Annotated in this window: 16 protein-coding genes and 2 riboswitches; of the genes, 12 read left to right on the top strand and 4 right to left on the bottom strand. The window is 71.9% G+C overall.

What is annotated here, in order from left to right; translation table 11 throughout:
• Positions 1-646: 646 nt before the first annotated feature.
• The 3 genes from ACFYW3_RS21260 to ACFYW3_RS21270 all read right to left on the bottom strand — a co-directional run bounded on the left by ACFYW3_RS21260 (position 647) and on the right by ACFYW3_RS21270 (position 2,953).
• Positions 647-1,387 (bottom strand): enhanced serine sensitivity protein SseB C-terminal domain-containing protein, encoded by a 741-nt coding sequence (locus ACFYW3_RS21260; RefSeq protein ID WP_351750567.1) that lies wholly within the window; start codon positions 1,385-1,387, stop codon positions 647-649.
• Between the two features lie 84 nt (positions 1,388-1,471).
• Positions 1,472-2,224, bottom strand: a complete 753-nt coding sequence (locus tag ACFYW3_RS21265) for an enhanced serine sensitivity protein SseB (protein WP_389387014.1) — start codon at positions 2,222-2,224, stop codon at positions 1,472-1,474.
• 63 nt (positions 2,225-2,287) lie between these two features.
• The gene (locus tag ACFYW3_RS21270; protein ID WP_389386981.1) at positions 2,288-2,953 is read right to left on the bottom strand and encodes an AAA family ATPase; all 666 of its coding nucleotides are present in this window, start codon (positions 2,951-2,953) and stop codon (positions 2,288-2,290) included.
• Positions 2,954-3,173: 220 nt separating this feature from the next.
• Positions 3,174-3,277, top strand: a riboswitch (glycine riboswitch).
• 182 nt (positions 3,278-3,459) lie between these two features.
• Between ACFYW3_RS21270 and gcvT the strand changes: the two genes are divergently transcribed.
• The 8 genes from gcvT (at position 3,460) to ACFYW3_RS21310 (ending at position 10,539) form a co-directional block, all read left to right on the top strand.
• Complete coding sequence (gene gcvT / locus ACFYW3_RS21275; protein WP_351750569.1) at positions 3,460-4,575, top strand: glycine cleavage system aminomethyltransferase GcvT; 1,116 nt, start codon at positions 3,460-3,462, stop codon at positions 4,573-4,575.
• Positions 4,576-4,686: 111 nt separating this feature from the next.
• The gene (gene gcvH / locus ACFYW3_RS21280; RefSeq protein ID WP_351384807.1) at positions 4,687-5,070 is read left to right on the top strand and encodes a glycine cleavage system protein GcvH; all 384 of its coding nucleotides are present in this window, start codon (positions 4,687-4,689) and stop codon (positions 5,068-5,070) included.
• Between the two features lie 17 nt (positions 5,071-5,087).
• Positions 5,088-6,359 carry a serine hydroxymethyltransferase gene (gene glyA, locus ACFYW3_RS21285; RefSeq protein WP_351750570.1) on the top strand — a complete coding sequence of 424 codons (1,272 nt, stop codon included), beginning with the start codon at positions 5,088-5,090 and terminating at the stop codon, positions 6,357-6,359.
• A 471-nt stretch (positions 6,360-6,830) separates the two neighbouring features.
• Complete coding sequence (locus ACFYW3_RS21290; RefSeq protein WP_267800482.1) at positions 6,831-8,213, top strand: L-serine ammonia-lyase; 1,383 nt, start codon at positions 6,831-6,833, stop codon at positions 8,211-8,213.
• Between the two features lie 250 nt (positions 8,214-8,463).
• Positions 8,464-8,736 (top strand): hypothetical protein, encoded by a 273-nt coding sequence (locus tag ACFYW3_RS21295; RefSeq protein WP_073911286.1) that lies wholly within the window; start codon positions 8,464-8,466, stop codon positions 8,734-8,736.
• A complete protein-coding gene (locus tag ACFYW3_RS21300) occupies positions 8,733-9,125 on the top strand; it encodes a PIN domain-containing protein (RefSeq protein WP_351750573.1) in 393 nt (130 codons plus the stop codon). Before ACFYW3_RS21295 ends, ACFYW3_RS21300 begins: the two co-directional genes overlap by 4 nt.
• Positions 9,126-9,497: 372 nt before the next feature.
• Complete coding sequence (locus tag ACFYW3_RS21305) at positions 9,498-9,905, top strand: SsgA family sporulation/cell division regulator (protein ID WP_351750575.1); 408 nt, start codon at positions 9,498-9,500, stop codon at positions 9,903-9,905.
• Positions 9,906-10,035: 130 nt separating this feature from the next.
• Entirely contained in the window at positions 10,036-10,539 is a 504-nt protein-coding gene (locus tag ACFYW3_RS21310; protein ID WP_351750577.1) for a hypothetical protein, read from the top strand.
• 233 nt (positions 10,540-10,772) lie between these two features.
• On the opposite strand, the gene ACFYW3_RS21315 is transcribed toward ACFYW3_RS21310, so the two are convergent.
• The gene (locus ACFYW3_RS21315; RefSeq protein WP_351750579.1) at positions 10,773-11,486 is read right to left on the bottom strand and encodes a flavodoxin family protein; all 714 of its coding nucleotides are present in this window, start codon (positions 11,484-11,486) and stop codon (positions 10,773-10,775) included.
• Positions 11,487-11,625: 139 nt separating this feature from the next.
• Positions 11,626-11,823: riboswitch (cobalamin riboswitch) on the top strand.
• 28 nt (positions 11,824-11,851) lie between these two features.
• Between ACFYW3_RS21315 and ACFYW3_RS21320 the strand changes: the two genes are divergently transcribed.
• From ACFYW3_RS21320 to ACFYW3_RS21335, 4 genes are read left to right on the top strand one after another with little or no spacing between them, the layout of a single operon-like run.
• Positions 11,852-12,556, top strand: a complete 705-nt coding sequence (locus ACFYW3_RS21320) for an energy-coupling factor ABC transporter permease (RefSeq protein WP_351750581.1) — start codon at positions 11,852-11,854, stop codon at positions 12,554-12,556.
• Positions 12,553-12,894 carry an energy-coupling factor ABC transporter substrate-binding protein gene (locus tag ACFYW3_RS21325; RefSeq protein WP_053677582.1) on the top strand — a complete coding sequence of 114 codons (342 nt, stop codon included), beginning with the start codon at positions 12,553-12,555 and terminating at the stop codon, positions 12,892-12,894. The genes ACFYW3_RS21320 and ACFYW3_RS21325 overlap by 4 nt, the downstream gene beginning before the upstream one ends.
• Positions 12,895-12,897: 3 nt before the next feature.
• The gene (gene cbiQ / locus ACFYW3_RS21330; protein WP_053677580.1) at positions 12,898-13,647 is read left to right on the top strand and encodes a cobalt ECF transporter T component CbiQ; all 750 of its coding nucleotides are present in this window, start codon (positions 12,898-12,900) and stop codon (positions 13,645-13,647) included.
• Entirely contained in the window at positions 13,644-14,465 is an 822-nt protein-coding gene (locus ACFYW3_RS21335) for an ATP-binding cassette domain-containing protein (RefSeq protein ID WP_351750583.1), read from the top strand. The genes cbiQ and ACFYW3_RS21335 overlap by 4 nt, the downstream gene beginning before the upstream one ends.
• The last annotated feature ends 40 nt before the right edge of the window (positions 14,466-14,505 follow it).

The raw sequence follows: 14,505 nt of genomic DNA on the forward strand, positions 1-14,505 counted from the left end.
GTGGTGGGGACCCCTCTCGGCCGACGGGTGTGCCGGCCCATGCCCGCCGCTGTGGCGGCGTTGGTGCGGAGTGGCGCTCGGAGTGCGTGGACACGCGGAACGCGTGTTGAGGTGCGGGAAGTGCGGGAAGTGCTGCGAAAGTGCCGTGCGAAACAACAGGTGCAGTCAACGAACCGAACCGCGTCCCGAAGGACTGATCGGCTCTTGGGTGGGGAGTCTTCATCGGGCGCTCGACCAGCCGCCAGACCCGCAGATGAATGGATGCGCAAACGTGATCTGACGTCCCGGTACCCGTTATCCGGACTTCACTCGCGTCTCAGCGGAGCAAGACCGCCTGTTCGGTACGGAACCGGACATGGCGCCCAACTCGCAAGACTCGCATGCCTTTTGACCCCACAAGACCGAAGAAATCAGGACAAGACGAAGGCCGCCCGGGGGCGGTGGCCGGCGGTGGCCCGAGGTGTTCCCCGGGCGCCCGCCCGCCGTCCGGACGGCGGCGACGCGCGGGCCGTCCGCGGGCCCCGGCGGACGAGGACGGCCTGACGGGAGGCCCGGAAGGGCCGATCGGGCCGTCCGCACGAGAACGGGGAGGGGGCATGCGAAAGGCCCCCGCCGGAGTTCCGACGGAGGCCCGGGAGGGGACGCCTCAGTACGAGGGCGCCTGGCCCTCGCGGTCGTAGAAGGGGCGCGTCTGCGAACGCAGCCACATCGCGACCGGGTCGTGCTCGTCGGCCAGCGCGACGGTGCACACGGGAACGCCCTCGGGGACCGCCCCCACCGACTGCCGCATCATCTCCCGGACGGACTCCAGCGCGGGCGCGGAGGCGTCGTACAGGTCGAGGCCGACGGCGAGGTACGCCGATCCGAGCGACGGCTGCACCCAGGCCCTGCGCAGCGACCGCACGGCGGGCGTGCGGTGCGCGTGCTGGGTGAGCAGACCGTAGAACTGCGGGAGCTCCAGGGAGGGCTCCGACAGGCGCAGCGGCCCGGCGGGCATCCGGTCGAGGCCCGTCGCGATCCGGCGGAGGTCGGCCCAGGGCAGTCCGAGGCCGCCGCCCTGGGCGTGCGGGTTGAGCCACAGCCCCCAGCGGTCCGGGTAGAGGGCGCGGGCGATGTCCCGGCCGGTGACCACCTCGTATCCGCGGTTCCAACCGCTGGCGGCCAGTTCCTGCGGGGAGGTCACGCAGGGCGCGTATCCGAGCCCGTCGACCTCCATCCCCCCGTACTGGGCGTCCGGGGAACCCGGCTGCCCCTGCCACAACAACATCCACAGCCGGCCCTCGGCCAGGGCGTGCAGAAGCGACTCGTAGCTCTCATAGCGCCCGGGAGTCACCTGGCGCAGCATGTGCTCGACCTGCCCGGCCGCGGCCGTGCCTGACGCACTCACCCGGTACCCCTCTTCGTCCGCCCGTCGTCCACCCGTCACCCAGGCCGCGCGAGCGGCCAGGAGATGTCATCAGCTTAAGCGGCCCTACGGAAGGTAGAAGGGGCGCACACGCTCACGAATCCACTCCGTGACCGGGTCCTCGACGGCGTCCAGGAGGATCAACTGCACCGGCCAGGGCGCCGGTACCCGGGCCAGCGCCCTGCCGAGCGCCTCCATCGGCGCGTTCCGCGACTCGGGATCCCATCCCACCAGTCGGACACCGATGTACAACTCGGGCGCCCCGCCCTCCACGCTGGCCAGGCAGCGGTGCGCCGAGGCCACCACCCCGGTGGCACGGAACTCCTCGCCCGCCGCCGTGAGGAAGTCCACCGGGTCGTCCTGCCAGTCGGGCTCGAAGAGCCGGACGCGACCGCCGGTCGCCGGGCCGTCGAGCGGGGTCCGGCCCGTGCGGCACAGTTCCGCGACGGCGGCCGGGGGCAGCGGGACGCCGACGGCTCCCTCGGGGTTCACGGCGAGGCCGATCTGCGGCGGCAGGCCGCGGGCGAACTCCACGGCGGGGGCCACGGCGAAGTCCATGCCGGGGCCGACGCAGAACCGGAACTGGGCCTCGGAGCTGTAGACGGGGACGTACACCTGCCCGCCGATCGCCATCGTCGGGAGGGTCAGGTCGGCGGCGTCGGGCGCGCCACCGGCCGGGAGCGGCACCCAGAGCCGGCTGCGGCCGAGGACTTCCAGGATCCGCGCTCCCGCGTCCGTCGCTCCCAGCGCCGCCCCGAGCACCTGCTCCAGCTCGTTGTCGGGCCACCCGCCGCCGTGCATCCACGCCTCCGCTGCCATCGCCACCGTTGCCGTGCCGAGGTTAGTGGGTCGACGGGGATCCCCCTCGCCCGGGCCGGCGCGTCAGGCGCCGGGGATGGGCGCGGCGGCGAAGGTGATGCGGGTGATGCCCGAGGCGGCGGCGCGGTCCAGGAGGACCGCCGACGCGCAGCCGCGCGGGATGCTGCCCGACTCGGCGGCGCGCAGGAGCCGCTCGGCCGCGCCGCGGTGGCGGGAGAAGGCGTACGCCGACACCCGCCGGCCCCGCGCGTCCTGTCCGGCCAGGGCCTCCTGCGGGGTGGTGTCGAGGAGCAGCAGGTGCAGGGACCGGTTCCGGCGTCGGGCGAACCCGGCGAGCAGTCCCCTCACCCAGGTCTGGGTGCCGCAGTCGTGGACCACGACCGAGGCCCCGGAGCGCAGGGCCCGCCACAGGCCCCAGTAGTGCGCGACGCGGACCAGCGGCCGGTAGGCCGCGTAGGGCAACGCGCCGGGCATCCGCCGCTCCCAGCGTTCGCGGGTGTCCTGGGAGTCGATGCCGCCGGTCGCGGCCCGCTTGATCAGGGTGCTCTTGCCGCCGCCCGGCAGGCCGGACACCACGACGATGTCCCCGTCGGCGAAGTCGAGCCCGCGCGGTCCGTGCGCGCCCCCGCCGCGCAGGTCGCGCACGGCGGTGCCCCCGGCCAGGGCGGGTCGCTCCCGGGCGGCCCGCTGCGCCGGCACTCCCGCCACGGTCCCCGTCGTCGTCAGCACTCCGAATCTCCGCACCGCCACAGTGATCGCCTCCCCCGAATCGGGTCGCGAGGACCCTTGCCCAGTGAGTGTAAAGAGACGGTAATACGGCATGCCCGGTTCCGGTGGCCCACCCGGGCCCGGTCACGGTCACGCACGGTCTTTCGAGCCCGCACACCCGCCGCGGGCCGTCGCGTGCAATGATGTGCGCCATCTGGACACCAACTGCATACCGGCCGCTTGAATCCGCGCGGGAGAGTCCCGGCAGGCCGTGAGGCCGTGCCCGGGCGCCGAAGGAGCAAGTCCCTCCCTTGAATCTCTCAGGCCCCGTACCGCGTGGATGAGGCAGATCTGAAAAGCGAGCCGCGCCGCCGTCCCCGACGGCATCGGCGTGTGCTCCACCCAAGGTGCAAGTCGACGACGCGCCCCGTTCGCGCGGGAACTCTCGGCGAACCTCTCAGGTTCCGATGACAGATGGGGAGGATCGTCCTCGTCATGTCATGCCCTGGGACCCGGGAGCCACACCCATGAGCACTGCCCCCCGTCTGACCGCCCTCGACGCGCTGCACCGCTCGCTCGGTGCGACCATGACCGACTTCGCGGGCTGGGACATGCCGCTGCGTTACGCCAGTGAGCGCGACGAGCACAACGCCGTGCGCACCAAGGCCGGCCTCTTCGATCTCTCCCACATGGGCGAGATCACCCTGACCGGCCCCGAGGCCGTGAAGGTCCTCGACTACGCGCTGGTCGGCAACATCTCGACCGTCGGCGTCGGCCGCGCCCGCTACACGCACATCTGTCAGGAGGACGGCGGGATCCTGGACGACCTGATCGTCTACCGCCTGGGCGAGACCGAGTACATGGTCGTCGCCAACGCCTCCAACGCCCAGGTCGTCCTGGACGCGATCACCGAGCGGGCCGCCGGCTTCGACGCCGAGGTCCGTGACGACCGCGACGCCTACGCGCTGATCGCCGTGCAGGGCCCGGAGTCCCCCGGCATCCTGAAGTCGCTGACCGACGCCGACCTGGACGGCCTGAAGTACTACGCCGGCCTGCCGGGCACGGTCGCCGGGGTGCCCGCGCTGATCGCTCGGACGGGCTACACCGGCGAGGACGGCTTCGAGCTGTTCGTCTCCCCGGAGCACGCGGTGGAGCTGTGGCAGGCGCTGACCGGGGCGGGCGCGGGCGTCGGCCTGGTCCCGGCCGGTCTGTCCTGCCGCGACACCCTGCGCCTGGAGGCGGGCATGCCGCTGTACGGGCACGAGCTGACCACCTCCCTCACCCCGTTCGACGCGGGTCTGGGCCGGGTCGTGAAGTTCGAGAAGGAGGTGGACTTCGTCGGCCGCAAGGCGCTGGAGGCCGCCGCCGAGCGCGCCGCCGACAACCCGCCGCGCAAGCTGGTCGGCCTGATCGCCGAGGGTCGCCGCGTCCCGCGCGCCGGGTTCCCGGTCGTCGTGGACGGGCAGGTCGTCGGAGAGGTCACCTCGGGCGCCCCGTCGCCGACGCTGGGCAAGCCGATCGCGATGGCGTACGTGGACGCGGCGCACGCCGCGCCCGGCACCTCCGGTGTCGGCGTGGACATTCGCGGTACGCATGAGCCGTACGAGGTCGTGGCGCTGCCGTTCTACAAGCGGCAGAAGTAGTTCCGCCCCTTCCCAAGCGCGTCGTCGCCGTCCGGAGGTCCGTGCGGCGCCGTCTCGGCATTCAAGACCACCGGTTCACATCCACTCCCCCGCATCCAGGAGAATCAGGCCATGAGCAACCCCCAGCAGCTGCGTTTCAGCAAGGAGCACGAGTGGCTGACGGCCGCCGTGGACGGCGTTTCGACGGTCGGCATCACGGAGTTCGCGGCCAACGCGCTCGGTGACGTCGTCTACGCCCAGCTCCCCGAGGTCGGCGACACGGTGACCGCGGGCGAGACCTGTGGCGAGCTGGAGTCGACCAAGTCGGTCAGCGACCTGTACTCCCCCGTCACCGGTGAGGTCGTCGAGGCCAACCAGGACGTCGTGGACGACCCGTCGCTGGTGAACTCGGCTCCGTTCGAGGGTGGCTGGCTGTTCAAGGTGCGCGTCGCGGAGGAGCCGGGCGACCTGCTCAGCGCCGACGAGTACGCCGCGCTCACCCACTCCGACAACTGACACCTCAGGGGATCTTGATGTCCGCACTGAACACCCCGCTCCACGAGCTCGACCCGGACGTCGCCGCCGCCGTCGACGCCGAGCTCGTACGCCAGCAGTCGACCCTGGAAATGATCGCGTCGGAGAACTTCGCTCCGGTCGCCGTCATGGAGGCCCAGGGCTCGGTCCTGACCAACAAGTACGCCGAGGGCTACCCCGGCCGCCGCTACTACGGCGGCTGCGAGCACGTCGACGTGGTCGAGCAGATCGCGATCGACCGCATCAAGGCGCTGTTCGGCGCCGAGGCCGCGAACGTGCAGCCGCACTCCGGTGCGCAGGCGAACGCCGCCGCCATGTTCGCGCTGCTCAAGCCGGGCGACACGATCATGGGCCTGAACCTCGCCCACGGTGGTCACCTGACCCACGGCATGAAGATCAACTTCTCCGGCAAGCTCTACAACGTGGTCCCGTACCACGTGGACGCTTCGGGCGAGGTCGACATGGCCGAGGTCGAGCGCCTCGCCAAGGAGTCCAAGCCGCAGCTGATCGTCGCGGGCTGGTCCGCCTACCCGCGTCAGTTGGACTTCGCCGCCTTCCGCCGCATCGCGGACGAGGTCGGCGCGTACCTGATGGTCGACATGGCGCACTTCGCCGGCCTGGTCGCCGCGGGTCTGCACCCGAACCCGGTGCCCCACGCCCACGTCGTGACCACCACCACGCACAAGACCCTCGGCGGTCCGCGCGGCGGTGTCATCCTGTCGACGCAGGAACTGGCCAAGAAGATCAACTCCGCGGTCTTCCCCGGCCAGCAGGGTGGTCCGCTGGAGCACGTGATCGCGGCCAAGGCGGTCTCGTTCAAGGTCGCCGCCTCGCCCGAGTTCAAGGAGCGCCAGGAGCGCACCCTGGAGGGCGCGAAGATCCTCGCCGCCCGTCTGGTCCAGGACGACGTCAAGGCCGTGGGCGTGGACGTCCTCACCGGCGGCACCGACGTGCACCTGGTCCTGGTGGACCTGCGCGACTCGGAGCTGGACGGTCAGCAGGCCGAGGACCGCCTCCACGAGGTCGGCATCACGGTCAACCGGAACGCCATCCCGAACGACCCGCGGCCGCCGATGGTCACCTCGGGTCTGCGGATCGGCACGCCGGCCCTCGCCACCCGCGGTTTCGACGCGGAGGCCTTCACCGAGGTCGCCGAGATCATCGCGGAGGCGCTGAAGGCGCCCTCTCCCTTCGCGGAGGCCGACGCCGAGGCCCTCAAGGCGCGCGTCTCGGCGCTCGCCGCGAAGTTCCCGCTGTACCCCACGCTCTGACGGGGTCTGCAACCCCACGGGTCGGGCCCGGTGGCTGTTTCCGCAGGCACCGGGCCCTTCTCATGACCGCGGACCCGGCCGGCCGCGGCCGGTGTCCGACCCCGTCCGACCCGTCCGTCGAGGAAGGGACCGGGGAAGGTCGAAAGCGGCGGCGCCCCCTCGCCCGGGACGGCCACGAGCGCACCGCACCGCCGGCAGGCATGGCCTTGCTCACGTCCGTCCGGCCCGTCGCCCGGGCGCCGGGGTCCGCCACGCGCGTCCGCTCGGCCGGGACCCGGCCCCTGACCGGCCCGGGGGCGGGAACGTCGCGGCGGAGCGCGAACCGAGCCGCACCCGACCGTCACCCGCGCGCCCCGTCCGCCCGCCGGCTTGTTCACGTCCTCGCGTTAAGCTCGGCTGCCGGACAAAATCCGACCAATCCGCCTCTCCTGCCCCCTCCCACCCCACGAGCAGACAAGGGAGTCCGTCACCGTGGCCATCTCCGTCTTCGATCTCTTCTCCATCGGCATCGGTCCCTCCTCCTCCCACACGGTCGGCCCGATGCGGGCGGCGCGCATGTTCGTGACCCGCCTGAAGAAGGACGGTGTCCTCGCCCAGACCGCGTCCGTCCGCGCGGAACTCTTCGGCTCCCTCGGCGCCACCGGCCACGGCCACGGCACGCCCAAGGCCGTCCTGCTGGGACTGGAGGGGCACTCCCCGCGCACGGTGAACGTCGAGACGGCGGACGCCGAGGTGGAGCGCATCCGCCAGAGCGGCCGGCTGCGGCTGCTCGGCGCCGAGATAGGCGAGGCGCACGAGATCGCCTTCGACGAGCCGAACCAGCTGATCCTGCACCGTCGGCGCTCGCTGCCGTACCACGCGAACGGGATGACGCTCTTCGCGTACGACGCCTCCGGCACCCCGCTGCTGGAGAAGACGTACTACTCGGTGGGCGGCGGCTTCGTGGTGGACGAGGACGCGGTCGGCGAGGACCGGATCAAGCTCGACGACACGGTGCTGAAGTACTCTTTCCGCTCCGGTGACGAGATGCTGCGGTTGGCGAACGAGAACGGCCTGTCGATCTCCTCCCTGATGCTGGAGAACGAGAAGGCCTGGCGCACCGAGGAGGAGATCCGCGCGGGCCTCCTGGAGATCTGGCGGGTCATGCAGGCCTGCGTCTCGCGCGGCATGTCCCGCGAGGGCATCCTGCCGGGCGGTCTGCGCGTCAAGCGCCGCGCCGCCGGCACCGCCCGTCAGTTGCGCGCCGAGGGCGACCCGCAGGCGCACGCCATGGAGTGGGCGACGCTGTACGCGATGGCCGTCAACGAGGAGAACGCGGCGGGCGGCCGGGTCGTCACCGCCCCCACCAACGGCGCCGCGGGCATCATCCCGGCGGTCCTGCACTACTACATGAACTTCGTGCCGGGGGCCGACGAGGACGGCGTGGTCCGCTTCCTCCTCGCGGCGGGCGCGATCGGCATGCTCTTCAAGGAGAACGCCTCGATCTCCGGCGCCGAGGTCGGCTGCCAGGGCGAGGTCGGCTCGGCCTGCTCCATGGCGGCCGGCGCCCTCGCCGAGGTCCTGGGCGGCACTCCCGAGCAGGTGGAGAACGCCGCCGAGATCGGCATGGAGCACAACCTCGGCCTCACCTGTGACCCGGTCGGCGGGCTGGTGCAGATCCCGTGCATCGAGCGCAACGGCATGGCGGCCGTCAAGGCGGTCACCGCCGCCAAGATGGCGATGCGCGGCGACGGCACCCACAAGGTCTCCCTCGACAAGGTCATCAAGACCATGAAGGAGACCGGCGCCGACATGAAGGTGAAGTACAAGGAGACCGCTCGCGGCGGTCTCGCGGTCAACGTCATCGAGTGCTGAGGCCGTAGGCCCTGACCAGCGCATTTCTGTCTTTCGGCGCTGTCAGGGCCTTCCCTGCTTGCACGGCGGAAATCCCTGGCATCCCCCTGGGACAGACGTGAAAGTCCCTGAAAAGTCCCTGGTGGATTCCCCGCTGATGGGCGTGTGACCTGGGGGTTCGCGGCACCCGCGCAGCGATGTGTGTCCCTCGGGCGCCACAGATCAAAGAACCACCCCACCCAATAATAAGAATCTTGTTAAACTCGGCCCCATGCCTACCTCCCCGTTGCCCGGCGAAGGACCCGTCCGGCCCGTATCGGTCTCGCTCCACGAAGGCACCATCGCTGCCCTCAAGGCGCGTACGGGCAAACGAGGCATGTCCGCCTATGTCGAGTCCCTCATCCAGCGCCAACTGGAACGGGACCGACTGCGCGAACTCATCGAGGATGCGGAAGCCGAGCATGGCCCGGTCGACCAGTCGGCCGTCGACGCCAAACGCGCGATCCTCCGCGGCGAGACGGCCGGCTCGGCGGACGCCGCGTGAGCGGCACGCTCGTCCTGGACTGCGAAGGCCTGTCAAAGCTGGTACGACGCACACCTGAGATCACCGAGTGGCTGACGGCAGCCGAAGCCGAAGACATCCGCGTCGTCACCAGCTCCGTCACCCTCGTCGAAGCACGTGACCCCAAGGCCGGCCAGGCACGCTTCGACTACGCCGTCTCCCGCGTGAACATCATCCCGCCCAACGAAGCCATCGCCCGCCACGCGAGCAAGCTCCTGGCCGCAGCCGGACTGCACGGCCACAAGTACGCCCTTGACGCCATCGTGGCCGCCACCGCGCTCACCTCCCCGGCCCCAGTGACCGTCCTGACATCGGACCCCGAAGACCTCCTGATGCTCTGCGGTCCCAGCGTCCGCATCGTCAAGGTCTGACCTCGAGGCCTCGCCTCGACCCACCCCTTGCACGGATCGGGGCGCTGTGCGGAAAGCCTCGGGCGGTAGCCCTCTTCGGCCGGCCAGGCACTGGCTCGAGACCGCTCGCGGCGGTCTCGCGGTCAACGTCATCGAATGCTGACCTGAGCGTCCGCCGCCCGCCGCGCGCGCGGCGGGCCCGTCGAGCCCGTCCTCCCCGGAGGGCGGGCTTCCGCGCGTCCGGAGGGGGCGGGGGAAGCCCGGCGCCCGCGCAAGACGGGCCGAGCGGCCCGTCCGGGTCGGGACCTTGGACCCGCGGATGCGGGGAGTGCGTGGGGTTAGCTTGCCGGAGGGGCAGGAAACTCCCCCGCCGACAGAGAGGCGCACCCCGCCATGACGATCACGGAGCACCGCGTCCTCCCCCTCCGCCTGGAGGCCGCGCCCACCCTCATCCCGGTGCGGGGGACGTTCGTGTACCGCACCGACCGGCCCTACGAGATCGCGCTCGACTTCGAGGGGGCCGGGGTGCACATCGCTCGCTGGGTGTTCTCCCGCGATCTGCTGCTCGACGGGCAGACCCACGCCACGGGCGAGGGCGACATACAGGTGTGGCCGCGCTGGAAGGCCACCGAACCGCGGATCTTCCTGGCGTTCAGCAACGGCGAGCAGGGGTGTGTGGTGTCCGTCCGGGCGAAGGACGTACGGGCCCTGTGCCGCCGGCTCGTGGAGCTGGTGCCGCGCGGGCAGGAACGACGCCACTACGACCTGGACGCGGAGCTGAGCGCGCTGCTGCCCGGCTGACGGCGCGGCTCGCGGCCACGCCGCGCGGCCCCTCGCGGCTCGTGCCCGATCCGGTGCAACCATGGGCGCCCCGGGAGTGTCTTCAGTGGTGACACCGCTGTCCCCGTCTCTGAAGAATCGGGGGGACGTCATGCGTCCGCCACGTCGCCGTCAGGTCACCGCACTCGTCACGGGCACGCTGCTCGCCGCCGGAATCGGCCTCGCCGCACCGGCCTCGGCCGCCACCCGCACCCTGTCCACCACGCTGGTCACCAATGCCCGTTTCGGCGGTCACTGCACCTTCGACCGGCTCGTCGTCGACCTCCGGGGATCCGCTCCCCCGGTCACCGTCACACCCGTTTCCCGACTGGTCTACGACGGGTCCGGCAAGCCCGTGCCGCTGCCCGGGAAGTTCTTCCTGGAGATCCGGCTGCATCCGGCGGCCGGGCACACCGACGCCGGCCAGAACGTCTACCAGGGGCCCCGCCTGCAGAAGATCAACCTGAGCAGGCTCAAGGGCGTGGCCTACACGGGCGACTACGAGGGGTACGTGACCTTCGGCGCCGCCTTCGACACCAAGCCCACCTACAAGACCAGCGTGCTGCACGCGCCGGAGCGGCTCGTCGTCGACTTCCCGCACCCGGCGACCTGCTGAACCCCGACACCCGGATCGATCGGTCGAGGGGCCCGGGGCGTGCGCCGCCCCGGGCCCCTCGCGTCCGCCTGCCTAGTGCTGTGACCGGAATGGTTTGCCGGGTCGCGGTGTCCGGTGCGGTGCATCGCAAGGCGGAGGACCGCCTCTCGTACTGGACGTACCTGAGCGGTCCGACAACGCGGCGAGGTGCCGTGCCGGGCGCCGTGACACGGTGAACCTTTCCGGTCACAGCACTAGCGGTGCTCTGGATTGGGGAAGTCGAAGCGACAGCCGGCGTCCCACTCCGAGCGTTGGTTCCCGTGTGCGGGGATGCCGCCGGCCCGCTTGAGCAGGGCGGCCAGGTGCATCAGGTTCCAGGTCATGAACGTGGTGTTCCGGTTGGTGAAGTCGTTCTCCGGGCCGCCCGAACCCGGGTCGAGGTACGAGGGTCCGGGCCCGGCCTCGCCGATCCAGCCCGCGTCGGCCTGTGGCGGGATCGCGTAGCCGAGGTGCTGGAGGCTGTAGAGGACGTTCATGGCGCAGTGTTTGACGCCGTCCTCGTTGCCGGTGATCAGCGCGCCGCCGACCCTGCCGTAGTAGGCGTACTGGCCCCGGTCGTTCAGGATCGAGGAGCAGGCGTAGAGCCGCTCGATGACCCGCTTCATCACGGAGCTGTTGTCGCCGAGCCAGATCGGCCCGCACAGCACGAGGACGTCGGCGTCCATGATCTGGCTGTAGAGGACGGGCCACTGGTCGCTCTCCCAGCCGTGCTCGGTCATGTCGGGCCAGACACCGGTGGCGATGTCGTGGTCGACCGCCCGGATCAGTGAGGTCCGGGCGCCGGCCGCCTCCATCACCGCACGGCTCCTGGAGATCAGCCCCTCGGTGTTGCTGGTCTCCGGCGAGCGCTTGAGCGTGCAGTTGACGTAGACGGCGCTGAGGTCTGAGTAGTCGTGTTCGTCGGCCACTCCCCCACCCTGCGCGGGCCGGGACGGGTGCGCCAGCGGGCCGCGCCCGTCCGGGGGGCCGCCCGGATCGGCCCTGGTCGGAGCGGGTGGGCGGGGGCCTCGGGGGTGGGGCCGGGTTGTTACGGGTCCGCGCGGCCGACTAGGGTCAGCGGGCCTTGGTGTTCGGGAAACCGGTGGAAAACCGGTGCGGCCCTCGCCACTGTGATCGGGAAGTCCGGCTCCACTCCCCTGCGGGAAGCCACTGGGCCCGCGCGGGAGACCGCACGGCCCCGGGAAGGCGGAGTCAGGGCATCAGTACCCGTGAGCCAGGAGACCGGCCAGGGCACGTCGTCCATCCACGAGGTGCTGGAGAGGTCTCCTTACTCATGCATATAGCCGAGGGGTTTCTGCCCCCCTTGCACGCGGTCGCCTGGGGCGCCGCGTCCGCTCCCTTTGTCGTGCACGGTGTGCGCGCCCTCACCCGCGAGGTGAAGGCCAACCCCGAGAGCACGCTGCTGCTCGGCGCGTCCGGTGCGTTCACCTTCGTACTGTCCGCCCTGAAGATCCCTTCGGTGACGGGCAGTTGTTCCCACCCCACCGGCACCGGGCTCGGGGCGATCCTGTTCCGCCCGCCGATCATGGCGGTGCTCGGCACGATCACCCTGCTCTTCCAGGCGCTGCTGCTGGCGCACGGCGGCCTGACCACGCTCGGCGCGAACGTCTTCTCCATGGCCATCGCCGGGCCCTGGGCGGGCTACGGGGTCTACCGGCTGCTCAAGAGGTTCGATCTGCCGCTGATGGTGACCGTCTTCTTCGGCGCGTTCTTCGCCGACCTCGTCACCTACTGCGTGACCAGTGTCCAGTTGGCGCTGGCCTTCCCCGACCCGGGCACCGGCTTCCTCGGGGCGCTCGCCAAGTTCGGCGGCATCTTCGCCGTCACCCAGATCCCGCTGGCCGTCAGCGAGGGCCTGCTGACCGTCCTCGTCATGCGGCTGCTGATGCAGTCGAGCAAGTCGGACCTGGTCCGGCTGGGCGTCGCGAGGCTGACGGCCCGTACCGGGACCAAGCAGGAGGAGGCGGCGGTCCGATGACCAGGAACGCGAAGATCAACACGGTGCTGCTGCTCCTGGTGGCGGCGCTGGCCGTGCTCCCGCTCGCGCTGGGTCTGGGCGAGGGCAAGGAGGAGCCGTTCGCGGGCGCCGACGCGCAGGCGGAGGCGGCCATCACCGAGCTGAAGCCGGACTACGAGCCGTGGTTCTCGCCGCTGTACGAGCCCCCGTCCGGGGAGATCGAGTCGGCCCTGTTCGCCCTTCAGGCGGCGCTGGGCGCGGGCGTGCTCGCGTACTACTTCGGCGTCCGCAAGGGTCGGCGTCAGGGCCTCGCCCAAGCGGGCGCGACCGGTGGCCCGGCCGGCCCCGCGGAGTCGTAGGCGGTGCTGCCGATCGACGTGGCGGCGCACGGCAGTCGCTGGCGCCGCCGCCATCCGCTGGAGAAGGCCCTGTTGGGGCTCGGGCTGACGGTCACGGCCGTGGCCCTGCCGCCCTGGCCCGGGGGCCCGCTCGTCGCGGCGGCCACCCTGGTGGTGCTGCTCGGGCCCGCCGGGGTGGCCGGGCGCCAACTGTGGCGGGCCTTCCGGATCCCGCTCGGTTTCTGCTTCACCGGGGCGCTTCCGCTGCTGTTCGCGGTGGGCGGTCCGGCGGGGCTGGTGTCGTGGGCCCCCGACGGGCCCCGGCACGCGGCCGAGCTGCTGTTGCGCACCTCCGCGGCCTCCCTCGGGGTGCTGCTGTTCGCCTTCACCACCCCGGTGTCGGACGTGCTGCCCCGGCTCGTGCGGGCCGGGGTGCCGGCGCCGGTGGTGGACGTGGCCCTGGTCATGTACCGGATCGGCTTCCTGCTGCTGGACTCGATGGCCCAGGTCCGCCGCGCCCAGGCGGCCCGGCTCGGACACACGGGCCGGGCGGCGGTGTGGCGTTCGCTGGCCGGGCTGGCGGCGACCTCGTTCGTACGGGCCTTCGACCGCGCCGCGCGGCTCCAGGAGGGGCTGGCGGGGCGTGGTTACGACGGCGCCCTGCGGGTGCTGGTGCCGCCGGCCACGCTGTCGTGGCGGTTCCTGGCCGCGTCCGGGGCGCTGCTGGCGGCCCTGATCACCGTGACTCTCACCCTGAAGGGGCTGTACCTGTGAACCCGTTGGTGGAACTGGCCGGCGCGGGCTACGCGTACGAGGACGGGCCCGCGGTCCTCTCCGGCGTGGACTTCGGCATCGTCGAGGGCCGGGCGCTGGTCCTGCTGGGCCGCAACGGCAGCGGCAAGACCACCCTGATGCGGCTGCTCAGCGGGGGGCTGCGGCCGGGTTCGGGCACGTTGCGGCTCGACGGCGCGGCGGTGACGCACGACCGGGCCGGGCTGACCCGGCTGCGGCGGGCGGTGCAGTTGGTCGTCCAGGACCCGGACGACCAGTTGTTCGCCGCCTCGGTGGAGCAGGACGTCTCCTTCGGCCCGATGAACATGGGTCTGGAGCCCGGCGAGGTGCGGGGCCGGGTGGACTCGGCGCTCGCCGCCCTGGACATCACGGCGCTGCGGGACCGGCCGACGCACCTGCTCTCGTACGGGCAGCGCAAGCGCGCGGCCATCGCGGGCGCGGTGGCGATGGCCCCGCGCGTGCTGATCCTGGACGAACCGACGGCCGGGCTGGACCCGGACGGGCAGGAGCGGCTGTTGGACGTCCTGGCGGGGCTGCGCGCGGCCGGGACCACGGTGGTGATGGCCACGCACGACGTCGATCTGGCGGTTCGCTGGGCCGACGAGGCGGCGGTCCTCACCCCGACGGGAGTCCGCGTGGGTCCGGCGGGGGAACTCCTCTCGGACCCCGCGTTGTTGGCCTCGGCCGGGCTGCGTCAGGCCTGGTCCCCGGCGGTCACGGCCCTCCTGCGCGCCCACGGCCTGCTGGCTCCGGACGTTCCCGGCCCGAGGACCCCGGAGGCCCTGGCCGCCCTGCGGTGACGGCACGGGCGCCGCGACCGCGCCGGCGCGGCGACCGGCG

It is taken from the genome of Streptomyces sp. NPDC002602 (assembly GCF_042889445.1).
Taxonomy (GTDB): Bacteria; Actinomycetota; Actinomycetes; order Streptomycetales; family Streptomycetaceae; genus Streptomyces.